Origin of the sequence: Candidatus Izemoplasma sp. (genome assembly GCA_036172455.1) — a bacterium.
In the GTDB taxonomy this organism is placed as follows: domain Bacteria; phylum Bacillota_I; class Bacilli_A; order Izemoplasmatales; family Izemoplasmataceae; genus JAIPGF01.
In genome coordinates this window covers 252,499-277,714 of sequence record JAXKVY010000001.1, presented here as the reverse complement: position 1 = coordinate 277,714, position 25,216 = coordinate 252,499, and the positions used below count along the sequence as shown (strand labels likewise).

The window sequence follows — 25,216 nt, the reverse complement described above, 5'->3', positions numbered from 1 at the left end:
CTTATTAAAAATAGACACTTTAGTTATCCTAAAGTGTCTATTTTTTGTAGATTATATAATAAAGTTTCCTTTTTCAAAGATGGGTACTTTTTGTCCATCTTTTGTAATACCGGTAACCGCTAAGTCTTCACTACCGAACATGAAGTCAGAATGTGCGAGTGAATCATTATAGCCCTTTTTCGTAAGTTCTTCTTTATCCATCTGTGTTCCCCCAGCAATATTCATTGGGTATGCACGTCCTAAGGCCATATGACATGATGCATTTTCGTCAAACAAGGTATTAAAGAATAAGATATCCATATTTGAAATTGGTGAGTCATGACTGATTAAGGCAATTTCACCTAAACGGGAACTACCTTCATCTAACTCTAAAAGGTTAGTTAAGGTATCTTTTTCTTTTTTGGCATCGTAATCAATGACTTTACCATGCTCAAATTTTAACCAGAAATCTTCAATGACATTCCCTTGATAGTTAAGGGGTTTGGTCGCTACAACCTTACCGTTTACGCCATCTTTATGTGGCATTGTGAAGGTTTCTTCTGTTGGTATGTTAGGATTAAAATAAACACCCTTTGCTGAGGTCTCTCCACCACCAGCCCATACATGGTTTTCTACTAAGTCAATTGTAATATCAGTTCCTAAGCTGTTTTTAAAGTGGAGACTTTTAAACTGATAATCATTTAAGATGGTATTGTGGTGCAATAACCGTTCATTATGTTCTTTCCATTCTTGGATGGGATCGTTATCTTCAGTTACACGTGACGCTTTTAAAATAGCGTCCCATAATGCTTCAACAGCTTCTGTATCGTCTAAATCAGGAAAGATTTTATTCGCCCAAGGAACATTTGGTGCCGCTACAATACTCCATTGACTCTTATTCCCCATCATATGTTCTCTGTAAAATGATAATGCTTGTGAGCGGGCTTTTGTAGTTTCTTGCATTTTCTTTGGATCAACGCCTTTGTTTAATCCAGGAATTGGTGAAGTTATACTTATTACACACGCGCCTTGATCAACAAAATACTGGTACTTATTAATCGCATATTCAGGGATATCTGTCAGTGTATCAACATTCATGTGATCATATCCATAGCGACTGACATAGTCGTCACTCCATTGTACAATTACTTTCTTTGCGCCTGCTTTATAGGCAGATTCAGTTATTTTTCTAGCTAATGTTTTTGTCTCAGTTGATGCATTAATAACAACAACTTGGTCTTGTTGAACATTAGCACCAACGTTTACTGCTAAATCAGCAAACTTTTCTAATAAATTATCGTTCATCGTATCATCCTTTCTCAATAAATAGTATATCATTAAAGTGCCTAAATTTAAAAGATAAATGTGCTATTTTTAGACTTTTTTGAAAACTCTTTCATGATGTTTTGAAAGTAAAAAAAATGGTTCCTTTTTTGTCCGATACAATAAGGAACCATTAATCATTGATTATATTCTTTTATTTTTTTGAAACATATAAATACTCGCAGAGAAAATAATGATATATCCAATGATGCTGTAGATGTCCGGGAAGTTAAAAAAGACAATGTAACTGAGAACCGTAACAAATATAACATTGAAATAGTTGAAAATAGAAATGTCTCTAGCTGGCGCGTATTGATAAGCGATAGTAATACCGAACTGACCAATAGATGCGAACATTCCTGCTAAAAGCAGATATATGACTTGGTATACATTCATTTGTTCATAATAGATCATCATAAAGGGTAAAATAACAATCACACTAAAAGTTGAAAAGAAGAAGGTGATTGAATAATAGGCTTCTTTATTGCGTAGATATCTTAATACGGTGTAAGCCGCACCTGCTAACATAGCGGCAGAGATGCTGGCTAAGTAGGGAATCAAGTCAACCTGAAAGGCTGGCTTGATAATAAATAATGCCCCTATAAAGGCGATAAAAACGCTAATTACTTGATAAGCTTTTAAGCGTTCTTTTAGAAATACAGCACTAAAGATAAGTAAAAAGAATGTTGACAGCTTGTTTAACATATTGGCATCACTTAGGACCATATTATCCATCGCATAAAAATAAGCAATCATTCCCAATGTTCCGAATATACTTCGTAACAATAACGGTGGGATATGTTGAACATCATTAATCAATTTACTCCGATAATAAAGAATTAAAGATAACGAAAAGATCATTGTAATTAGATTTCTAAAAAAAACTTTTTGTATGGTTGGTAAGTCACCAGAAAGTTTCACAAAAATACTCATCACCGCAAAGCCGAATGCTGAGAGAAGTAAAAATAGTATACCTTTCATTTTGCTTGATAAATGTGCCATATAATCACCAAAATCTATTATAGCAAAATACCGATAAATGTCATTAAAAACACCTAATTTATCGATTTTTTTTATTTTTTAAATTTTTCATATTTATTTAATCTAATATCCATTAATATTCAGTTGTATGAAAGCGTTCTCTAAGATATAATTAACATGGTTTAATTTGCAAACAAAACAATAAAAGGAGGCAACGATGAATTTACATAAAATTCTAAAGAAACATGGGTTTAAGAAGGACAGATTAATTGAAATTTTAATTGATGTCCAACATGCGTTACCCGATCATCACATGACTGACAAAGATCTTTCAAGAATTGCTGATGCGCTCGATGTATCAGTGAGTCATGTCTGTAGTGTTATGTCGTTTTATACCTTGCTAAGATGTGAGAAACATGGGAAGTACATCATCCAAGTATGTAAAGGTGTGCCCTGTTATTTGAGTGATGAGTTTAGTTTACTTAAAACACTTGAAATAACGTTAGGTATCTCTGCCGGTGAAACAACACGAGATGGCTATTTCACATTAGAAGAATCTGCTTGCCTCGGACATTGTGATGAGGCACCCGTGATGCGGATTAATCATCAAATATATACAAATCTAACAAAGAGCAAGGTTCTTCGTATTATTGAGTCGTGTAAAGAAGGGACCTTATGCTAACACAACGCTTGCTAACACAACGATTCAATCAGTATGATGGTATTAATATAAATGATTATTTAAAGCTCGATGGCTTTATTGCGTTCCATAAAGCGATAACGATGCCAAAAGAAGCGATTATAAATGAGATTAAAACATCACGTTTAACAGGACGTGGGGGTGCCGGCTTTCCAACCCATATAAAAATGCAAGCAATGCTTCAAACGGATGGGGACAAAATCTTAGTATGTAACGCCGATGAAGGTGAACCTGGGCACTTTAAGGATCGGTATTTATTAGAAAAAGATCCGTACTTAATACTTGAGGGAATTTTAATCAGTGCATATGCTACAGGCGCATCGCATGGGTATATGTATATTCGTGGAGAATATGACCAGGCAATAAAACAATTTCAGCGGGTGATCTCAATTGCGGAAAATAAAGGATATTTAGGTAAGCGAATATTAAATACTGACTTTAGCTTTCATCTAGAGATAAGGCGAGGGGCAGGCGCGTATGTGTGTGGTGAAGAATTTGCGCTTATGGAAAGTATTGAAGGTAAACCAGGGAGAACGCGCGTGAAACCGCCTTATCCAACGGACAAAGGGGTGTTTGGTAAACCAACACTGATCAATAACGTAGAAACATTTTGTAATTTGCCTACCATTATCTTACATGGTGGTAAGACCTATGCTAAAGTAGGTAGTGAATTAGCAACAGGTACAAAGCTTATTTGTCTATCAGGTCATGTAAAAAATAAAGGCCTTTATGAAGTCCCTTATGGGACACCAATTATTGATGTTATTAATAAATTAGGTAATGGCACAGTGAATGATATTCCAATCCAAATGGTTCAGATTGGTGGCGCCTGTGGACCAATTATTCCGCCTAGTTTACTCACGATGAGCATCGATAACGAAGCATTTGAAGTTTTTGATGCTAAAATGGGCGCAGGGGCTATTATTGTGATGGATGAAAATGATGACTTGTTTGATATTGTCTTACGCAATATGACCTTCTTTTTACATGAGTCTTGTGGTAAATGTACGCCATGTCGTGAAGGACATGTTCAATTAGTCCATTTATTAAAGAAATTTGTCAATTTCAAAGCTACAGATAAAGATTTTCAATCATTAAAATCGCTCGCAGAAGTGATTCACACCACCACTTTATGTGGTCTAGGACAAACCTCGCCAACTTCCATTATATCCACTTTAACCTATTTTGAACGAGCGTAACATAAACGCATTAAGCAAAGTAATAAGGAGGGTCAACATGCCTAGAATTACCATTAATAACACGCCGTTAGATGTCCCTGAAGGCATCAGTATTTTAGATGCTGCAAAAACGCACAATATAAGCATCCCGACGTTGTGCCATTATCCAGATTTAAAAATCAACTCAGATTGCCGAATCTGCGTAGTTGAACTAAAGGGTGAACGGATGTTGAAAACATCCTGTTCAACGCCTGTGAAAGAGGGAATGGAGATTGTAACAAACTCACCAAGAGTTTTACAAGCGAGAAAGACAATAACTGAGTTAATCTTATCATCACATGACGCGGATTGTACAGCTTGTACGCGGAATATGCGATGTGAATTACAAACTTTAGCCAAAACGTTAGGAATTGATTCTAATCGCTTCACGACAACATTTAAAGCGATGCCAATAGATGATCATAATCCATCACTTGTAAGAAATATGAACCGATGTATCAAGTGTGGACGGTGCGTAGATGTTTGCGAACACATCCAAGGGATGAATGTCCTTAAACGCAACGGACGATCGCATACTATGCAGATTACACCCCCGTTTAATCAAAGTTTAAATGATGAGATTTGCACATTTTGTGGACAGTGTGCCAATGTATGTCCAGTAGGCGCAATTATGGAAAAAGATGATACTCAAATGGTTTGGGAAAACTTACATAATCCTCAAAAACGGACACTCGTACAAGTTGCCCCCGCCGTTAGGGTGTCAATTGGTGAATCATTTCATAGCGAGACGGATACGGTCCCCATTGGCAAGTTGGTGAGTGCTTTAAAACACCTTGGTTTTGATGAGGTATATGATACCAATTTTACGGCTGACCTAACACAATTATGGAAGAAGGCAGTGAACTGATTTATAGACTTCAAAACAATGATGTATTACCGATGATGACAAGTTGCTGTCCAGGATGGATTAATTATGTTGAACAGCGTCACCCTGATATACTCAAACATATCTCTAGTTGTAAAAGCCCCCAACAAATGTTTGGTTCACTCGCAAAAAACTATTATACTGAGCTTAATAACTTAAACAAAGAAGATATCTTTGTTGTTTCAATCATGCCATGTACAGCTAAAAAATATGAAGCCAAACGACGAGAGTTTAGAGACCAATATCATCACCTTGATGTCGATGTTGTTTTAACCACGCGAGAACTTGAAAAAATGCTTAATCAAATGGGGATTAATTTTGATCAGTTAGAAAACATCGATTTTGATGAACCATTTGGCATTACTTCAGGCGCTGCGCAATTATTTGGCGCATCAGGAGGGGTCATGGAAGCGGCTTTAAGAACGGTCACAGAAATAGTGACAAACACGCCACTATCATCTTTAGACTTTACTTCAGTAAGAGGGATGAATGGTATTAAAGAAGCGACTGTAAACTTAAATGGTAAAGAGATAAAAGTAGCGGTTAGTCATTCTTTAAGTAATGCAGAAACATTAATCAAAGATATCAAAACAGGGAATAGTCCCTATACCTTTATCGAAATTATGGCGTGTCCAGGCGGTTGTATTGGTGGTGGAGGGCAACCATATGGGACAGACACCTTAAAGCGATTAGAACGAATGGAAACGACCTATCAAGTCGATTTACACAAAGAAATTCGTAAGTCTCACGAGAATCCTGCAATTAAAACACTCTATAAAACGTATTTGAAGAAACCACTTAGTGAACGATCTCATCATTTATTACATACCCGTTATTATCCTCGACACTCTGATAGTTCGTAAGCAAATTAATTGCGAAACATACCACCTTTTTGGCATAATATGTATTGGAAAAGGAGTTGGAATAAATGAAAATAGAATTATGGAGTGATTTCGCGTGTCCATTCTGTTATATTGGAAAAACGCGATTTGAAAATGCTTTAAATAAGTTTCCTCATAAAGATGAAGTAGAAGTCATATTTAAAGCTTATCAGTTAAATCCAAATGCCCCAAAAGTAATGACTACAAGTCCTGCTAAGGCATTTGCAAAGGGGCACAATATGACCGAGGCGCAAGCCAAAGAACGATTCAAAATGTTTCAAGAGAATGCGAAAACAGTCGGCCTTACGTATGATTATGACAAGATTCAAATGACAAATACATTTGATGCACATCGTCTCGCAAAATGGGCAAATACGCTTGGTAAAGAACCAGAGATCACGGCCCGTTTTATGAAAGCCTATTTTACAGAAGGCAAAAACTTAAGTGACAGTGATACCTTAGTCTCACTTGCTGGAGAAGTGGGGTTAGATCAAGAAGAAGCGCAAAATGTATTAAACACGAATCAATTTGCTGATACAGTAAAAACACAAATTGATGAGGGTAGACAAGTTGGTGTCAGAGGCGTTCCATTCTTTGTCCTCAATCGTAAATATGGTGTAAGTGGTGCGCAACAAGAAGCTTACTTCACCCAAGTGTTAAACAAATTATGGGAAGAAGAACAACCGTTAAAAACACTCAATGATGATGCGAGTGGCGCAACTTGTACAGATGACTCTTGTGAAATTTAAATAATTAAAAAAGCGTTGAAGCCATAACTTTTATGACTTCAACGCTTTTTGTATTTGGGGCAGTAATTGATTAAATGCTCTAGGTAATGAGTAAGTCGATTTAATCTCATCAATTGTTACATATATTCCATCGGTAAGTTCTATATCTGTAAATACGATATACGCTTTTATTTTCCATTGCAAGTGGGTAAAGGTATGGGTATAGTTTTTGAGATGCACAATGGAATCGATGGATATATCTAAATATTTTGCTTTAATCAATTCTTTTGTTAAATGTTTTTCTTCCATAACGAATCCATAAAGTTGATTTAATAATTTTTCATCTCGTTTTTTAATGAAGAGTTTATTATTATAAACAAATACGAGGACTGTTTTTTCTTGTATATCTTTTTTCTTTCGTGGCTGTTTTATGGGAAGTAGGTCTACTTCATTATGCTTATAGGCTAAGCAAAGGGAACGTAATGGGCAAATAGCACAGTGTGGTGATGTCTTTGGCAAACAGATCAATGCACCTAACTCCATTAAGGCTTCTGTAAAATCACTGGCATGTTCTCGCGGCATTAAGCCATCTACAGCTGTTTTAATGGTTCTTTTAACCTGGGGGTCTTTGGTTGTTTTATGGATGCGTAACACACGTGCCATTACACGATATACATTACCATCAACCGCAGCATATGGCTCATTGTATGCAATTGACATGATAGCAGCCGCAGTATATGGACCGATACCAGGGAGTTTGAGTAATGACTCATAGTCACTAGGAAATGCGCTATTATTCTCAGAGACGATTTTTTCTGCCGTCTTTTTCAGGTTTCTTGCTCGGGAGTAATAGCCTAATCCCTCCCAAAGTTTTAATACATCATCAAGCTTTGCATGAGCTAAATGTTTGACATGTGGATATTGAGTCATAAACCGATTAAAATAATCAATGACAGTCGTAACCTGGGTTTGCTGAAGCATAATCTCAGATACCCAGACCTTGTAAGGTGTTTTATTCATGCGCCATGGCAATTCACGTTTGTTCTTTTGAAACCATGATAATAGATTATCTGTAAAAAGTTGTTTGTCCATAATATCACCTATCCTATTGTAAAAGGTTTTTATGAAAAAAACAATTATGTTGATTGCAATAATACTTGATAAAGGGTTTTTTATTTATACTATAAAAGTGTTATAATGAAGTATATTAATTATTGGAGGCTACTATGAGACGTTTATCAAAATTAAATCGAGCAGGGTTATCGTTACATCAAACGTATTATGACACACAGATTCAAACGTATGTTATTAACGAAGATCCAGGATTGGAATGGATCTCAATTAATGGACTTAAAGATCAAACACAAATTCAATCTTTACTGACTAACATCAATGTTGATAAGTTATGGATTGAAGACATCTTTTATCCGAATCAACGAACGAAAATTGAAACACATAATAACAGTATGTATATGGTTGTGAATGGAACGTCACAAAACCATCCAAAAGATATATCTAGATATATTCAGGTGATATGTAGAAACAATCAAATTATCACAATCAGTGAAACACCGACTGATATGTTTAATCAGTTGAAATCACGCTTAGAAGATGACACTGACAGCTCTTTAGATAGAGATCATTTTCTATATTTATTGCTTGATCATCTGGTTGATTTTTATTTAGAAACGGAACTCCATTTAGCAAGTGCTTTACTTGAATTAGAACAACGCTTTTTAGAAGAAGAAGATCAATCTATTACGACATTGCATACATTAAGAAAAGAGAGTTATACCTTGAAAATACTTGCTCAAACATTAGTCGATCCGAGTGTTCAAAAAACACTTAAACAGTATCTTAATCCACCAGAGTCATTAACCCAGCAGTACGAAGATGTATTCGATCATATCCACCGGTTAAACATGTTATTAAGTGAAGACCGTGAAATGGTTAGAAATATTGTTGATTTATATAATAATTATATGGCTAATAGAATGAATGAAATAATGAAAACATTAACCATTTTTAGCGCCATTTTCATTCCATTATCGTTTTTTGCTGGCGTCTTTGGGATGAATTTTATTGATATGCCGATTTTAACCGTACAAAATGCGTTACCTTGGTTCTTTGCTTTTAGCGGATTTATTGCGATTATAATGATACTCTTTTTCAAATTAAGAGATTGGATATAACCATCCAATTTGACAAATAATAAATACTTGTGTAAAATGCTTTAACCCTTTAACAAAGCAAAGTGTTAATGACTGCGCTTACATTTATATTAGAGCATTAATAAGCGCTAAAAAGGGTATCGCATCTTGTCTCAAAATAGTCTAAATAGCATGATGTTAAAATGGACCTTATATAGAACTAAAAATAATTTTCACTTTTCATGATAAATATGATAAAATGGGTTGGTACAAACAAATATATACATAATCAAAAGGGAGGCTTTTTAATGTTAAATTTATTTAAGAAATTTGTTTTATTTATAGCGATATTGAGTTTCAGTTTTGCTTTAGTTGGATGTGGGCCTGAGACGATAGAAGATGTGACAAATCCAGTTATTGACACAATTGATGATGTCCATTTTACGATAGGTGATGACTTACCCGATTTTGAATCATTGGTTCAAGCATCAGATGATTCAACCGAAGATGTCAGTATTACCGTTGATTCTGATTTAGTGGATTTCGAGACACCAGGAACCTATGAAGTGACCGTAACTGTCACCGATGATGCCGGCAATGCTGTTGAAGAAACATTTGATGTCATTGTATCTGAATATATTTACACAGACGAAGAATTGGCTATCTTAGATATGGAAAATTTTACGATGCCGTCTTCAACTCCCGAAGAATTCGACTTGCCGAAATTCGGATCGAATGGGACACAGTTTTACTGGCAATCAAGTGATCCATTGGTAATTACTCCTGAAGGTTTTGTGATTAATCCACCAGTAGGATCAGGATCAGAAACTGTCACCTTAACAATGACAGCGGTAAATGGAGATTACCGGGAATCATTTACCTATGATTATGTTGTTTCACCAAATAGTGAAGTATCTGTTACTAACAATGTATTAATGGACTTTACTGGAACAAGTGATGAGTATGTAGTTGATGATCAAACAGATATTCCGATATTTTATGTTGACAATGGGACTGTTCCATATATAGATATAGAAACATTTATTACCATGATTGATGGTGCAATCGATTCAAGCATCCTTAATTATAATATGACCGAAGAGGATGTAATGTTAATCTCTTATGATATTGATTACGAAGACTTTGATGGAACGAATGTCACAGAATCATTTACAGCATCAATCGATTTTACTGGTAATACAGTAACGGTGAATAACTTTGGTTTCTTTGAAAATTATATCGCCTCAACTTCTAGTGACTATGGTGAAGGTTTAGATTATGTCGATGCTGATTATGTCGATGGCGACCAAGTCACTTTAGAACTTGGTGAATATAACATTGATATTTTACCATATGCTGATGAAACAGAACAATATTACTTAATGCCGTTAAGTGTTGCGAATATGTTATTCGCTGGCAATATCTATTATGATGTCTATTATAATGGTGAAGCATTATATGGTATCGATACCTTTGGGTTAAGTAGTGGTGGCGAAGAAAATGAAGCCTTACAAACACAAGTTAGAACCAGTGCCTTAAATGGTGAAGATATGCCTGAAGATATGCAATGGTTTACATATCATTACTTAGCCTTTGCGATGGATTATTTCTATGGTTTAAGAGAATTCCGTGGTGTAGATACATATTATGAAAAGTTAAGCTTACGTGCCGACAACATGATCGGGGCAAGTACAACGGACTTTTATGAAGAAATATATGATTTCACCTACGGATTAGATGATTTACATAGTTCTCATATCTTCTACGGTTATTATTACCATAATCCAGGACATTTTACCCAACCTTCTCTTAGTGATTTTGGTAGCCGTGTAAATCGGTTTTATGAAGGATTATGGGATGTACAAGACGCCTTAGTTGAAAAATTTGGTGGTACCTCGTCAGATATTAATATTCCTGAGTATAGTTTAATCGATGATGATAAAACAGCTGTGATTCATCTTACCGGTTTTACTATTGATACACCAGATGAGTTCAAGAGTACTATTAATGGATTGCCAAGTAGTGTGGAAAATATTGTCGTTGATTTATCGTATAATACAGGCGGTAACTTAGGCGCTGTATTACGAATCTTTGGGTATATGACAGAATCACAAATCAAATACCATTCACAAAATCCAGCCGATAATTCGGCGGTAACCTATTATATTGAATCAAGTTATAATGCATATGAAGAATATAATTGGTATGTTCTTAGTTCCAGTGTAACTTTTAGTGCCGCAAACCTTATGACAAGCATGGCTCAAGAACTGGGTATTCCAACAATGGGACAACCATCTAGTGGTGGCGCATCGTCAATTGGTACCATCATTTTACCAGAAGGTTCAGCGATTATGGTAAGTACGAATAATGTGCTTAGTCGCCGTGATGGAGAAAATTACTTTAGTATTGAAGATGGTGTTGACCCTGATTATCTTATGAGTGATGTCACAAGTGATGACGAGATTATCCGTATCATCAATGAAGATCAAAGTGAATAAAGAAGATAAAAATTTAGAAAAATTTCAGATAAAAATACAATAAATTCATCAATAACGCTTTATAAAAGGATAAAACAAGCTTGGTATATTAAATTTTATCAAAAAAGTTAAATAATTCTCAATATGGGGATGATATTTTGATGAATTTATTGTATAATATGTCTGAACATTCATATAACCCTGTGTTTTTTCTTTTTCATTAGAAGTTGCAAGAAAAAAAAGCGTAAGCACTTTCAAGGGTTAAAAAGCAAAACAATCTTTACATATTGGATAACTTATGATATAATTTTTAAAAAGTTAGAACCGTGTAATCGTGCCAAGAAATATCTGTTTTAACTTTTCAAAACAATTTCACATGATATAAACTTTTGTGACCTATATATTCTATTAGGTCAACAAAATTTATATAAATAAAGGATTTAACTAAAAATCTAATATTTTAGAAAGAGAGAGGAGAAAATATTTTGAAGAAATTATTATTATTTCTAGCAGCGTTCTCGTTAACGTTGGGTCTTGCTGCCTGTGGTAATGGCGGAGACGACACACCACCGGAAGAAGAGAACAAAGCTCCTGAGATTACAGGTGTCACTGACATCACAATTACTTTAGGAGAGACATTCGATGCCCTTGAAGGTGTATCTGCATCTGATGATGAAGATGGAGATTTAACTTCAGACATTGAAGTTACTGGTACAGTTGACGCTAACACAAACGGTACTTATACATTAACGTATACAGTTACCGATAGTGATGGTGTAGTTACAACTGTTACTCGTGAAGTTACTGTATCTGATGCAAATATTACGTATGAACTTCCAGAAGATGGATTCTACAACTTTAAATTTGCTGATACAGAGCTTAGACATGACTTTATGGCTGCGGCTGAAAAGTACTTAATGAACAATATGTATGCAGGTGTTCCGCTATTTGCTAATGGTGGATTCGCATTATATAGTTCTCGTATGCAATTACCTGTCGAAGAATATGTAGCAGTAATGGGGTATGGTACTTCATTCGCTACAATGAGTGAAGACGACTCTACTGTATTAATGGATGATGGTGAGTTTGGTAATGCTGGTGAGTACACATACCGTACATGGATTAGTACAAACCCTGGTACTTTCAACCAATGGAAGTATGACACATCAACTGATAGTGACTTAATGGGTGAATATTATGACGCGCCTTATGTTTATGTTTATAACGATGACAAAACTGGTTATGAAGTTGTACCATCAATGGCTGCCGGGTTACCTGTTGCAGGTGATGATCAAGAAATGACTGATACTGGTAAATTAGTTGCCAATACTTGGTCTATCTCAATCCGTGATGACTTAGAATGGTATATGCATCCAGACGTTGATACTAACGCATTTGAATATGACGAAGTAATCGACGCAAATGACTTTGTTGGAACATACAAACTAGCACTAAAAGAAAACTGGTTCCGCGCTATTTCTGGTGGCGGAGACTTTGTTACAAGCTCTAACGCTATCGTTGGTGCAGAAACGTATGCTAATGAACCAACTGAAGACAATTGGGCAAATGTTGGTATTACATTAGTAGATGATCATACAATCAAATTTGAATTTGTTGATCAACAATCTGAATGGAACGTTAAGTATTGGTTAAGTTCATTCGTTATGACACCAATTAACTTAGAGTTATATGAGTACCTTGGTCAAGGATTAGAAGAGGGAGAAACTAACCCTTATGGTACTAGTCCACAAACGATTGGTATGACTGGACCTTATGTATTGGATTACTATGAAGCTGACAAAATGATCCGTTTCGTTAAGAATGATGTATTCCATACACCAGAATTATACTTCTATACTCACAAAACATATCAACGTATAGATGACTCTGAAATTGCATTCCAAGAATTTGAAGCTGGAAAACTTGATGCTGTATCACTTCCAACTGAGAAGTATGATCAATATAAAAACCATCCAGGTTTAAAACGAATCCCTGGTGCGACAACATTCCGTATTATGATTAACGGATTAGGAACTCAAGAAGCACAAGATGCCAAATTCCCTGATGGAGATTGGACTCCAGAGCCAATCTTAGCTAATCAAGACTTTAAAATGGCGATGTTCTTCGCTATTGACCGTCAAAAATTAGCGGAAGAGGTATTGAAAACAAGTACAACTAATATGTATTTATTCAGTGATGCTTACTTAGTTGACCCTGAATTAGGTATTCCTTACCGTTCAACTGAACAAGGTGAATCTGTTGGTGAAGGATTATCTCCAAGTACACATGGTTATAACTTTGATGCAGCGCAAGCATTGTTCAAGAGTGCTGTTGAAGACTTAATTGCAGACGGTGATTTAACTGCTGGTACTGCAGATGCGTACGAAGTTATTACAATTGAGTTTAACTACTTTGCTGATTCAAATGCACAAGTCTTAATGTTTGAATATTTAAAACAAGCATTTGAAAGTGCATTTGTAGATGATGAAAATTATGTAAAAGTTGAATTAGAAGGATATCCAAAAGACTTCCCTGGAATCTATTATGACTACATGATGATTGGTCAATTCGATCTTTCAATCGGTGGTATTAGTGGTTCTACATTAGATGCGGCAAGCTTCTTAGATACTTATAGTTCTGATAACCGTAGTGGATTTACTCTTAACTGGGGTATTGATACTTCTGTAGCAGAAATCGAAGTTGCTTACGAATTTGATGGTGAAAAACGTTATGAAATCTGGTCATTTGATGCAATTCATTCTGTATTAAATGGTGAAGTTTATCTCGTTGATGGTGAAGAAGGAGACGTTCCTGCAGCAACTAACGTACGCAAGGCGCCTACCTCATTTACATTTGATATTAGCCAATTTGATGAAGTAGCGAAATATACTAACATTACATACACAGTACAAACATATAATATACTTACTGGTGTTTATGACGATGTTGCTGGATTAGTAGATGTAACACCTACTTCAGGAACTGATATTGAAGTTACTGGTTTAGACCCTTACTTCTATGGATATGATCCAGACGGTAACCTTGTCTATCAAGGTGACTATCAAATCGTTGTAGAATTTGAATATGTTGGGCAAACACTTGACGATGGTACAACACCTCGTACTGGTTCTACTACATCTCCATGGTTCACTACCAAAACTATCTTAGACCCTGAAGCGCAAACTGAAGTTGTATCACCTACAGATGCACAAATTAACGTTGGTGTTGATGCAGATTACACTGGTACACTAGATTATGCTCAATTGTGGTCTGGAGATACATTGGTTGCTGACGTACAAGTTACTGATTTAGCTAATGATCTTGAATTAGATGGTCTAGTAAGTGGTACTGATTATTCATTATTGTTATCATTTGCTGATGGAAATACTGAGTTCTATCGTTTCAGTACTCCTGCAGTTGGTTCAGTAGAGATTGACCCTGCATTTAGCGATGCAGATATGGTTATTGATCTAATCGATCCTATTGATACTGATTTCTATGTAACCCCTGCTATTACAGCAGCTACATTGCATGAGTATGATGCAAACGGAGACTTAGTTCTTACACCTATTGATACATTAGGTGTTACAGCTGTTACTCCTGCTAGTGGAACTGATGAAGATGTTACTGACTTTACATTGTCGACTACTATTGATTTAGATAGTGGAACTGATTATCTTGTAAAAGTAACTTATGATGATGGTAATGTTGAGTACTTCGCATTTACTACATTAACTGTTCTTACTGGTTCTGAAGTTGAAGTAGCGTATGACTCTGCAAATGTTGCAGTAGAACTTGATAGTGATTATGCTGGTGAATTAACTACTGCAACATTATATGAAGCAGATGGAACAACTGTTATTGAAACATTAAGTAGTTCAACTTCTGGTGTATTCGCATCTGACTTATCTAACTTAACTGTTGGTTCGTTAGATTCTAACACTATGTACTATGTTGAATATACATTTGTTGATGATGGTGTTACTCTAGTTGAGTCTGTACCATTTACTACTACACCTGTATTAGCTGACACTGCTGTTGAAGCGACTCAAACAACGGCTGTTGTTGACTTCGCTTTAGATGCAGACTTCTTAGCTGCTGGTAGCGTATTAGATACTGTAGATTTATTTGCTGCAGATACTGCTGGTATGCCAACTGGTACTTCATTAGGACAATTAGATGTTTCTGGACTTGCTGGTTCTGACTTTGGTCCTGCTGAATTAGATCAAGTTGAACTTGAAAACTTAACTGCTGGTACTGCATATACACTTGAATTTACATTTAGTGATGGTAACGTTGAATATGTACCATTCTCAACTGCTACTGTACCTACACCAGATCCAGTTAGCGCATTAGATGCTACTGAAGTTACAGAAACTACTGCTGACTTAAGTTTGACTCACGTTGATACACTTGCTGTTGCATCTGTAACTGTGAATGAAGTAACTTATGATGCACTAGGTAACGAAATTTGGACTGCTGTTACACCTACAGTTGACTTTACTGCTGATTATAAAGATGCAGATGATGCTGTAATTGGTACTGTTGTTGAGCTTTCTGTCTTAGATTCTGATACAATGTATGCAGTTGAAGTAACATTTGATGATACTGCTGGCAGTACAGATACGTATTATGTAACCACAAATGCTTATCTACTTAGCGCTAGTGTTTATGTAACTGAAACTACTGCAGATATTACGCTTAACTTAAGTGGTAACGCAACTGTTACATCACTTGAAGTTGGAGCAAATGTAGTAACAGCTACATCTGGTGTTTATGAAGAAACTGGTTTAACTGGTGGAACTGAATACACAGTGACTGTTACATTCGATGATGGTAATGTAGAAACATTTACATTTACTACTGCAGAAAGAACTATCGTCGCAAACTAATTATTGTAATTCGGCGTAATTAACTTTACAAAGATTACATGAGATAGTAAGGAATAACATAGAAGCATGCAAACCGTCTTTGTTGCATTGATGGTTTGCATGTTATATGTTACTTTATATTTATTTTTATAATTGTTTTAAATTGTTAATGAAAATTAAGGGTTATGTGTTAATAAACAAGTTGATTTTGATTGTTTCACCATAAATACTGAATATAACTTTGCTATTAAAGTAAAGATTATTATTATAAATAAATTCTTGAGAAAGGAGTGTATGGTATTAAAAAATATCATACGGTGACATATGGGAAGATATATATTAATTAGATCTGTGTTTATCTTTATTGTTATTTTTATTGTTTTGTCTTTAAACTTCACGATATTGAAGTTGGCACCACAATATCCCCCAACTACAGAAGATGCACGGACCATTTATTTCACACGCCAAGTAAATGATGGCTACATGACGTCAACTATTGTTGACGACCCATTTGAGGTAGCAGAAATTGAAAACGGTGAATGGGAGGAGTGCGCTAACAATGAATGGTATTGTGAAAAAGTAGATGATATTGGAGATTCTACATTCTATCGTATTTACAAACCGATTCCTTTAAGCACTCAATTTTTTACATGGATCAAAAACATTATTACTGATTGGAACTGGGGCTACTCAACTCGAGTAGCAGTTAATGTACCAGTGTTTGATGTATTAAAAACACGGTTACCAGTTACAATCCGCTTAAATATTATTTCACTTTTCTTCTATATACCTGTAGGGTTTGCATTAGGTATAATAGCTGCATTAAATAAAAACTCTTTGATTGACAACATTATTTCTTTGGGGGTTATGATTTTCATTTCCGTTCCAAGTTTCGTTGTCATGACGTTATTGGTTATGTTCTTTGGATATGAGTTAGGGTGGTTCCCCGCTCAGTTTCCATCTTCGGACCTTGGTGGTGCTATTCAGTTCTGGGGTATGTTCTTACCAGTATTTGGTTTGAGTTTCGCAGCTGTCGCAAGTTTAACACGTGTTTCTCGTGCTGAATTGACGGAGGTTCTTACCAGTGAATTCTTGCTCTTAGCGCGGACAAAGGGGCTGACTCGCCGTCAAGCCGTTATTCGTCATGCGATGAGAAACTCAATGGTACCACTTGTTCCAGGAATTATTTTCTCATTCGTTGGATTATTAAGTGGATCAGTTATTATTGAGCGAATTTATGGTATTCCAGGAGCCGGTAAATTGTATTTACAAGCACTTGTTAAAAATAACTACGATTATAACTTATTATTAGGTCTTACTGCGTTTTATACAATTATTTCATTATTTGCAGTATTGATCGTTGACCTCTCTTACGGACTTGTTGATCCTAGAATTAGAATGGGGGCAAGAAAATAATGAATGAAAAAGATAAAAAACAGCTAGACTTGACATCTGAGGATTTTGAGTTTGTTCAAGCAGAAGAAAAAATATTTGATAAAAAGTTTGAAACGAAACCAATAGGATATTTTAAAGATGCAATGATTCGTTTTTCTAAAAATAGAACGAATGTTATTGCGACAATTATTTTATTCTCAATTATTTTAGGTACGATTATCTTCCCACTTGTAAGCAATAAAAATGCTTCGGAATTAGAAGAAGAGTTATCGTTTTTACCACCACGTGTTCCAATCTTAGAGAATTATGGAATCTTTGATGGAACATCGTTAAAAACAGAAGAACCAGTTGATCCTTCAACAATTAATAATGATGAATATCCTGAAATACCCGAAGGATTAGGAATTCCAACTGGATATCCTGTTGCATCAATCGATATGGATACATTAACCAATTATGAGATTCCATGTTCTACTAAAGATGAATCATGTCGTGGCGGTCTCGTTGAAATTGCCATAGATGCAGAATCATCATTCGTACGGGTTGTATCGACTGACTTTGTTACTTTTATTCGTGGATTAAATCCAACCCTAACTATTGATATTGATAATATTAGTGATGGAACTGAGTTGGACTTATATCTACTAGTAGGTAGTGATTATCAGTTGCTTGAAACATTCACTGAAGCTGGTGAGTTCACGATTGAACCATTTGAAACATTTAATACAACAACGTATATCAGTTCTAAATTACGTTTTGAATACAGAGCCGAGAACAACCGTCAACACGTTGCTATTGAGAGTATTACGGTAAATGATGATTCAAGTGAAGAGCCTGTTTTTGAACATACAGGGTATGAGATTAGTAATTATGAAATTGATGCTTCAGAAGGTGGTGCTGGACGTATTGTGCGGTCTGGTGCTGGATTACTTGTCGCAGATTTTCAATTTAATAACTACATTGCTCAGTTTGGTAATAAACGCGAGGTTGGATTTAGTGCTAATAACTATGATGAAATCATTGCTGAAAATCCACAATGTGTTCGCCAAGACAACGCACCTGATAGCGAAAACCCTGATGGTTGGACTTTCCCAGAAACCTGTCCTATCCAAGAGGTTATCAAGCAAAATGAGAGTGTTGTTGTAGATGGTGTTGAATACTATTCTTATGAATTAATTTTAAATTATCAATTATATGCTGGATATGATGAATTACCATATTACCTCTTTGGTACAGATCAAGCTGGTCGTGATTTATTCAAATTATTATGGATTGGTACTAGAACATCACTATTGATTGGGTTTGTTGTAAGTGCTATTAATATTACGATTGGTATTATTTATGGATCAATTTCAGGATATTATGGTGGAACTGTTGACTTACTCATGCAGCGTTTTAGTGAAATTGTCGGACGGATTCCATGGTTAGTTACCCTAGCAATATTTATTGCATTCTTTGGACCAGGTTTGAAAACGCTGATATTTATTTTAGTTATTTCTGGGTGGATTGGTATAGCCGGTATTACCCGGACGCAATTTTATCGATATAAAGGACGTGAATATGTCCTTGCATCACGCACATTAGGTGCAAAAGATTCACGTTTAATTTTCAGACATATTTTACCAAATGGTATCGGAACGATTATTACAACGAGTATCCTTTCTATCCCATATGTTATATTCTCTGAATCGACATTATCGTATTTAGGGTTTGGTATTGGACATGGACAGGACTTTAGAGTCTTTGGATTCTCCTTTACCGGAGTAAGTGTTGGTGTATTATTATCGGATGCACGTAATTACTTAGTTGACCGTCCATATTTAACCTTATTCCCAGCGATATTAATTTCAATACTTATGATTACATTTAATATGTTTGGTAATGCACTACGTGATGCATTCAATCCTGCTTTAAGGGGGTCTGAATAATGAGTAAAAATAAAAAACTTGAAGTTAAAGACTTAACGATTTCATTTAAGACAACTCAAGGAATGGTGCGCGCCGTACGTGGTGTTGATTTCGATTTATACGAAGGAGAAACACTTGCAATCGTAGGTGAATCTGGTAGTGGTAAATCTGTTACAAGTCGTACAATTATGGGAATCTTAGCTGGAAATGGTGTTATTGATAAAGGTAATATCATGTATGAAGGTGAAGATTTAACCCAAATAGAAGAAGAAGAATTTCATGAAATTCGTGGTAATAAAATTGGTATGATTTTCCAGGATCCAATGAGTAGTTTGAATCCAATTATGCGTATCGGTAAACAAATTACTGAGGGTATGATTTTAAATGGGAAACGTTTAAAAAACAAATATGAAAAAATGTTTCACGATGAAAAAGCGCGAGTTGACTGGTTAAAGCGTGATATTAAACGTGCTAAACGTGAGTTTAAAGCGTTAAAAAAGAAAGCAAAAGAAGATGAAACAATCAACTTAGAAGAAGCTAAACAAAAAATGCAAGACCGCATTGCAAAAGATAAAAACGAGTTAAAACCAGCAAAAGTAGCGTTGAAAAAAGCAAAAGCTGAAGCCAAGAAAAAGATTAAAGAAATCTGGAATGCCGAAAAAGAAAAGGCAAACCAAGATATCGCTCAGTTAAAGGAACAATTGCAAAATGCTACTCAAGAACAAGCAACACAAATTAAGAAGCAAATTGCTGATCGTAAAGAAGAACTAGCACGGTTTAAACAAGTTACTAAAAAAGAAGCTAGAGAACGCGCGATTACTGTCATGAATGAAGTAGGGATTCCAGAACCAGAAAAACGGTTGAAACAATATCCTTTCCAATTCTCTGGTGGTATGCGTCAACGGATTGTTATCGCAATTGCGTTAACACTTAATCCTGATATTCTTATTTGTGATGAACCAACAACAGCGCTTGATGTAACAATACAGGCACAAATTCTAGAACTAATTAACCAATTAAAGAAAGAACATAATCTAAGTGTTATTTTTATTACCCATGACCTTGGTGTCGTGGCAAACATGGCAGATCGTATCGGTGTTATGTATGCTGGTAAGATTGTTGAATTAGGAACAAGTGAAGACGTCTTCTATGATCCACGTCACCCATATACCTGGGCACTTCTTAGTTCAATGCCAGACTTAGATAGTTCTGACCGTTTAGTTGCGATACCTGGTACACCACCAAATATGTTATATCCACCTAAAGGTGATGCCTTTGCGGATCGTAATAAATATGCAATGAAAATAGATTTTGAAAAACAACCTCCAATGTTTAAAATAAGTGATTCACATTATGCAGCAACATGGTTGTTACACAAAGATGCACCGAAGGTAGAAATGCCTGAAGTCATTAAACACCGTATTGAACGGATGTTAAAAAGAAGTTCTAGCAGCGAGGTGAAAAGTTAATGAGTACACAAGACCGCACTAACGAAACACCTATTTTGAGTGTTAGAAATTTAAAAACGTATTTCCTTAACGGTACTGGAAAATACCGGATGTTAGTAAAAGCTATTGATAATGTCAGTTTTGATGTATATAAAGGTGAAGTATTTGGCCTTGTTGGGGAATCTGGTTGTGGTAAAACAACAACTGGACGTACGATTATTAAATTACATAACCCAACTGATGGTGAAATTTATTTCAAAGGACAACGAATTGGTGCTGGATTTAGACAATTACAAACTGAAATTAAAGAAATCCGTATGAACGAGGAATTGTCTAATCAAGAAAAACGTCAAATGATTGCCGAACGTCAAAAGGAAATTAGAGAGCGTGTTCGCGATAATAATAATGTTGATTTTGATTTAATGAAAGACATGCAAATGATTTTCCAGGATCCAATCGCATCACTAAACCCACGGATGACAGTAAAAGAAATTATTGCAGAAGGGTTACGAATCGCTGGTGAACGGGATGAAGACTTAATTAATGAAAAAGTTAATGATGTCTTAAAAACCGTTGGGTTATTACCAGAACATGCCTCGCGTTATCCACATGAGTTCTCAGGAGGGCAACGCCAACGTATTGGTATTGCACGGGCATTAGTTGTTTCGCCTGACTTTATCATTGCCGATGAGCCAATCAGTGCCTTAGATGTATCAATTCAGGCACAGGTTATGAACTTATTAAATGATTTACGTGATGAACTTGGTATTACAATCCTATTCATTGCCCACGATTTATCGGTTGTTAAGTACTTTAGTAACCGGATTGGGGTAATGTATTATGGTAATTTAGTCGAGTTAGCAGATAGTAAGGAATTATTCTTGAACCCACTTCATCCATACACTCGTTCGCTTTTATCCGCTGTACCACTTCCAGATCCACGTTACGAGAAAAATCGTAAACGGATCCGTTACAACCCAGAAGAGGTTCATGATTACAGTGAGCAAGAACCAACACTTCAAGAAATCAAGCCAGGACATTATGTCTTAGCAAATGATGAGGAATTGGCAGAATACAAAAAAGGATTGAAGTAAATTGAAACGATTTCTTGTTTTATTCTTTTCAAGTTTATTGCTCATTTTTGTGATTATGTCCGTGCGATATGATACCTATAAGTTACGCTATTTAGTTGATATTGTTTGGCTTGTGGGTGTATTGTATTTTGCTATTGGGATATTCGCATTAAACAATGTAAGACGATTGTTCCGTACGATCTCATTTTCAGCTAAACGTTTTCTTAATCGAGATCTCACTCACGCGTCGTACTATGATTACTATATGAGTAAAGAACAACAAGAAATGACAACGGGTGTACCGGCGTTACTTGTCGGGTTAATCCATATTGCATTTTCACTTATTACATCGTATATATACTTTGTATAATACACAAGGCAGTGCTTAGCACTGCCTTTTTTATATTGTTCAATAGACGCGGATATGATAGAATAATAAAGAGGTAGATACTATGATTAAGCACGTAACAACAAAACGCGATCTAAAACGATTCATTAGATTCCAACAAGTGTTATACCAAAAGGATCCTCATTATGTGCCACCGCTTTTTTTTATTGTGTATCAAGAGTTAAAAAAAGTGGTTTTGAAAACAAATGAGTATACCGCTTTATTAGCCTATAAAAATAAAAAAATTGTCGGTAGATTATTATATACAGTCGACCATAGTAAACATAAAAATAAGCCGGTTGGTTATTTCTCTTTTTATGATGTTATTGATGATATCAATGTCTCTAGAGCGTTATTTGACACTATGACCAATGATTTAGCCAAAAAAGACATACAATATATTGAAGGGACCTTTGCGCCTTATGATCCCGATACAAGAAGAGGTGTCCTTGTTAAAGGGTTTCATGATGATCCTGTCGTATTTTCATCCTATAACAAACCGTATTATCAAACACACTTAGAGTTACTCGGATATTATAAAGTCATTGATACAGTGGCATTAAAAGCAGATGTATCTCAAGCAACACGTAAACGCCTAAAAATCATCACATCGTTTTTTGAAAGGAATCATAATGTTAAAATAGATCATTTGAATATGAAAAATTTAGACGCTGACTTAGAAGATGTTCATACGATTTTAAGTGAGGCAGATAGTGATGTCATTTATCAAGAAACACCTAATATGGCAATGATAGAGCGCGCTGCGAAACAGTTAAAACCATTTATTAACCCAAAGTTTATTCTCATCGCACGTGAAGAAAATACTTCTCGGCCCATAGCATTTTGTCTTGTTTTACCAGATTATCACCAAGTTTTTAAAAAAATGCAAGGTAAGCTTAAATTATGGACCTTTTTCAAGGAGAGAAAGCATATTACTCGAGCACGTGGTATGATGCAGTATGTGGTGCCTGAGTATCAAAATTCGGGTCTTTTAGGCAAACTTTTTTATCATATCTATCAAGCTTTTAAAGAAGCTGAGATTACCGATTTTGAAGCGGGTACAATTGTTGAAGAGAATACAAAATCAATTGATGCGTTTCAGAAGTTTGGTGGAGAAATTACAAAAGTCTACCGTATTTATGGAAAGGATATAGATTAATATGATTGCATTTTTACAATTAATAGCCATTTTTACCATTCCAGTGCTCATACTAAGACATAGTGATTTTGTGATAACACGTTGGTTTGGGACGATTGGTGCGGCATATTTAGCGGGAATTATTGTCGCGTTAAGTGTGTATGTGTTAAACCAATTCGGTGTCGCTATTTCCTTATCAACAGATGTTGGTGAAATCGGCTCACATCTTGCGATTAGTATTGCCATTCCATTACTCCTTTTTAGTGCTAACTTAAAAGAGGCGAAGAAACTATCGAAAACCGTATTACTTTCGTTTACATCATTAATTATCTCAACCATTATTGTGTCATCTCTAACGTTTATATTATATGCCCATACTTTAGATAATGGTGCAGAACTTTCAGGGATGGCGGTTGGACTATATACTGGGGGAACCCCTAACTTGAATGCGCTAGGTAAAATTTTTCAACTTGACAATACCACAATTGGTATAGCTAACTTATCAGACATGATGATTGGTGCTGTGTTTTATGTTTTTCTATTACTTTTGTGTAAACCATTATTAGTTAAAATTTTACCAACAGAAAAGGATACGTTATACTTAGTCGAGACTTCTAATATTGATAATACCGATGATTTGAAATTGCAACATTTTAAATTGTCTAAACCCCTATTTAAACGGGTGTTACTTGCCTTTTTTATCGCGGTTATAGGGGCTTTATGTGGTGTGCTTGTTTGGCTCATACTTGGTAGTAATCAAGGACAGTTAATTGATTTATTAGTGCCAATCATGATGATCACAGTAACGATATTAGGTATTATTGGATCATTCAATAAAACGATTCGTGAAACAAAGGGGATGAATGTTGTGGGGCAATATTTTATCTTGGTCTTTAGTTTTGCTTTAGCATCAAGTTTAGACTTTTCCCGCATGCAAAATCTTTTTGTCAGTATTCTAATTCTTTATGGAGTGATTACTGTTGGCGTATTTGTTATGCATACATTTTTCAGTAAACTCTTACGTATTGGACCTGACTGCACGATGGTCACATTAACCGCAGGACTATATGGTCCCGCATTTGTTCCTGCGATTACAAAACAGATTGATAATGATGACTTGACTGTGCCAGGCCTTATCACAGGTAGTATTGGATATGCAGTGGGGACCTTCTTAGGTGCATTGTTAATTATTTTATATATGGGGTGATGTTATGCGAAAAATAATTTTAGGTGTGTCTTTAATTATACTTGTCATATTGCTTATATTTGTTGGTATCTATGGATATCGTGGAACTGATATGACATTTAACCGTGTGAATTTAAATGATTCAAGTACACTAAATATGAATAATACCGTTATATGTGAAGGGTATCATCGTGAGAAGATTACCACCTACGATGAATTTGTAACGTTTAAGTCTGATTGCGGATTAAACGATAACTATGATATCAATGAGACATATTTTTCAAATCAAGTCATCGTTATCTATTTAAAACTAGATATTTCAAAAGCGCCAACAGCGTTCTTTGATCATCCTTTTTCAACCCAAGGTATTGAGGTAATTAATTATCGTCAGTCCAAAGAAGCTACTGATGATGTATTATTGTATATGATTTATGCCGATAAAGAATCAATCATATCAGAAAATGTTATTTTTGATCCTATTACATAAA

General features: G+C 35.4%; 19 protein-coding genes. 16 read left to right on the top strand and 3 right to left on the bottom strand.

Annotated features, from left to right (window positions below; all coding sequences use genetic code 11):
• Nucleotides 1-51: 51 nt before the first annotated feature.
• Both UMR38_01280 and UMR38_01275 read right to left on the bottom strand, forming a co-directional pair.
• On the bottom strand, nucleotides 52-1,284 hold the full coding sequence (locus UMR38_01280; protein ID MEC9484491.1) for an aminopeptidase: 1,233 nt from the start codon (nucleotides 1,282-1,284) through the stop codon (nucleotides 52-54).
• Nucleotides 1,285-1,446: 162 nt separating this feature from the next.
• The gene (locus tag UMR38_01275) at nucleotides 1,447-2,304 is read right to left on the bottom strand and encodes a DMT family transporter (GenBank protein ID MEC9484490.1); all 858 of its coding nucleotides are present in this window, start codon (nucleotides 2,302-2,304) and stop codon (nucleotides 1,447-1,449) included.
• Nucleotides 2,305-2,500: 196 nt separating this feature from the next.
• Between UMR38_01275 and UMR38_01270 the strand changes: the two genes are divergently transcribed.
• The 5 genes from UMR38_01270 (at nucleotide 2,501) to UMR38_01250 (ending at nucleotide 6,716) form a co-directional block, all read left to right on the top strand.
• Nucleotides 2,501-2,965, top strand: coding sequence for an NAD(P)H-dependent oxidoreductase subunit E (locus UMR38_01270; GenBank protein MEC9484489.1), 465 nt, complete (start codon nucleotides 2,501-2,503; stop codon nucleotides 2,963-2,965).
• Nucleotides 2,959-4,182, top strand: a complete 1,224-nt coding sequence (locus UMR38_01265; protein MEC9484488.1) for an NADH-ubiquinone oxidoreductase-F iron-sulfur binding region domain-containing protein — start codon at nucleotides 2,959-2,961, stop codon at nucleotides 4,180-4,182. The genes UMR38_01270 and UMR38_01265 overlap by 7 nt, the downstream gene beginning before the upstream one ends.
• 37 nt (nucleotides 4,183-4,219) lie before the next feature.
• Nucleotides 4,220-5,068 carry a 2Fe-2S iron-sulfur cluster-binding protein gene (locus UMR38_01260; protein ID MEC9484487.1) on the top strand — a complete coding sequence of 283 codons (849 nt, stop codon included), beginning with the start codon at nucleotides 4,220-4,222 and terminating at the stop codon, nucleotides 5,066-5,068.
• Nucleotides 5,047-5,949 (top strand): [Fe-Fe] hydrogenase large subunit C-terminal domain-containing protein, encoded by a 903-nt coding sequence (locus tag UMR38_01255; GenBank protein ID MEC9484486.1) that lies wholly within the window; start codon nucleotides 5,047-5,049, stop codon nucleotides 5,947-5,949. Before UMR38_01260 ends, UMR38_01255 begins: the two co-directional genes overlap by 22 nt.
• A 65-nt stretch (nucleotides 5,950-6,014) precedes the next feature.
• Nucleotides 6,015-6,716 (top strand): DsbA family oxidoreductase, encoded by a 702-nt coding sequence (locus UMR38_01250; GenBank protein ID MEC9484485.1) that lies wholly within the window; start codon nucleotides 6,015-6,017, stop codon nucleotides 6,714-6,716.
• A 30-nt stretch (nucleotides 6,717-6,746) separates the two neighbouring features.
• Here the strand turns inward: UMR38_01250 and mutY are convergent, their stop codons facing one another.
• Nucleotides 6,747-7,787: an A/G-specific adenine glycosylase gene (gene mutY, locus UMR38_01245; GenBank protein ID MEC9484484.1), complete on the bottom strand. Its 1,041-nt coding sequence runs from the start codon at nucleotides 7,785-7,787 to the stop codon at nucleotides 6,747-6,749.
• Between the two features lie 134 nt (nucleotides 7,788-7,921).
• On the opposite strand from mutY, the gene UMR38_01240 reads away from it, so the two are divergent.
• The 11 genes from UMR38_01240 to UMR38_01190 all read left to right on the top strand — a co-directional run bounded on the left by UMR38_01240 (nucleotide 7,922) and on the right by UMR38_01190 (nucleotide 25,215).
• Nucleotides 7,922-8,887, top strand: a complete 966-nt coding sequence (locus tag UMR38_01240) for a CorA family divalent cation transporter (GenBank protein ID MEC9484483.1) — start codon at nucleotides 7,922-7,924, stop codon at nucleotides 8,885-8,887.
• Nucleotides 8,888-9,153: 266 nt separating this feature from the next.
• Nucleotides 9,154-11,343, top strand: a complete 2,190-nt coding sequence (locus UMR38_01235) for a S41 family peptidase (GenBank protein MEC9484482.1) — start codon at nucleotides 9,154-9,156, stop codon at nucleotides 11,341-11,343.
• A 464-nt stretch (nucleotides 11,344-11,807) separates the two neighbouring features.
• A complete protein-coding gene (locus tag UMR38_01230; GenBank protein ID MEC9484481.1) occupies nucleotides 11,808-16,214 on the top strand; it encodes an ABC transporter substrate-binding protein in 4,407 nt (1,468 codons plus the stop codon).
• 303 nt (nucleotides 16,215-16,517) lie between these two features.
• The gene (locus UMR38_01225) at nucleotides 16,518-17,609 is read left to right on the top strand and encodes an ABC transporter permease (GenBank protein MEC9484480.1); all 1,092 of its coding nucleotides are present in this window, start codon (nucleotides 16,518-16,520) and stop codon (nucleotides 17,607-17,609) included.
• Nucleotides 17,609-19,516, top strand: a complete 1,908-nt coding sequence (locus UMR38_01220; GenBank protein MEC9484479.1) for an ABC transporter permease — start codon at nucleotides 17,609-17,611, stop codon at nucleotides 19,514-19,516. Before UMR38_01225 ends, UMR38_01220 begins: the two co-directional genes overlap by 1 nt.
• On the top strand, nucleotides 19,516-20,964 hold the full coding sequence (locus tag UMR38_01215) for an oligopeptide/dipeptide ABC transporter ATP-binding protein (GenBank protein ID MEC9484478.1): 1,449 nt from the start codon (nucleotides 19,516-19,518) through the stop codon (nucleotides 20,962-20,964). Before UMR38_01220 ends, UMR38_01215 begins: the two co-directional genes overlap by 1 nt.
• Nucleotides 20,964-22,037, top strand: a complete 1,074-nt coding sequence (locus UMR38_01210) for an ATP-binding cassette domain-containing protein (protein ID MEC9484477.1) — start codon at nucleotides 20,964-20,966, stop codon at nucleotides 22,035-22,037. Before UMR38_01215 ends, UMR38_01210 begins: the two co-directional genes overlap by 1 nt.
• 1 nt (nucleotide 22,038) lies before the next feature.
• Complete coding sequence (locus tag UMR38_01205; GenBank protein MEC9484476.1) at nucleotides 22,039-22,386, top strand: DUF3899 domain-containing protein; 348 nt, start codon at nucleotides 22,039-22,041, stop codon at nucleotides 22,384-22,386.
• A gap of 82 nt (nucleotides 22,387-22,468) precedes the next feature.
• The gene (locus UMR38_01200) at nucleotides 22,469-23,563 is read left to right on the top strand and encodes a hypothetical protein (protein ID MEC9484475.1); all 1,095 of its coding nucleotides are present in this window, start codon (nucleotides 22,469-22,471) and stop codon (nucleotides 23,561-23,563) included.
• Between the two features lies 1 nt (nucleotide 23,564).
• Nucleotides 23,565-24,749, top strand: coding sequence for a DUF819 family protein (locus tag UMR38_01195; protein MEC9484474.1), 1,185 nt, complete (start codon nucleotides 23,565-23,567; stop codon nucleotides 24,747-24,749).
• 4 nt (nucleotides 24,750-24,753) lie between these two features.
• Nucleotides 24,754-25,215, top strand: a complete 462-nt coding sequence (locus UMR38_01190; GenBank protein ID MEC9484473.1) for a hypothetical protein — start codon at nucleotides 24,754-24,756, stop codon at nucleotides 25,213-25,215.
• The last annotated feature ends 1 nt before the right edge of the window (nucleotide 25,216 follow it).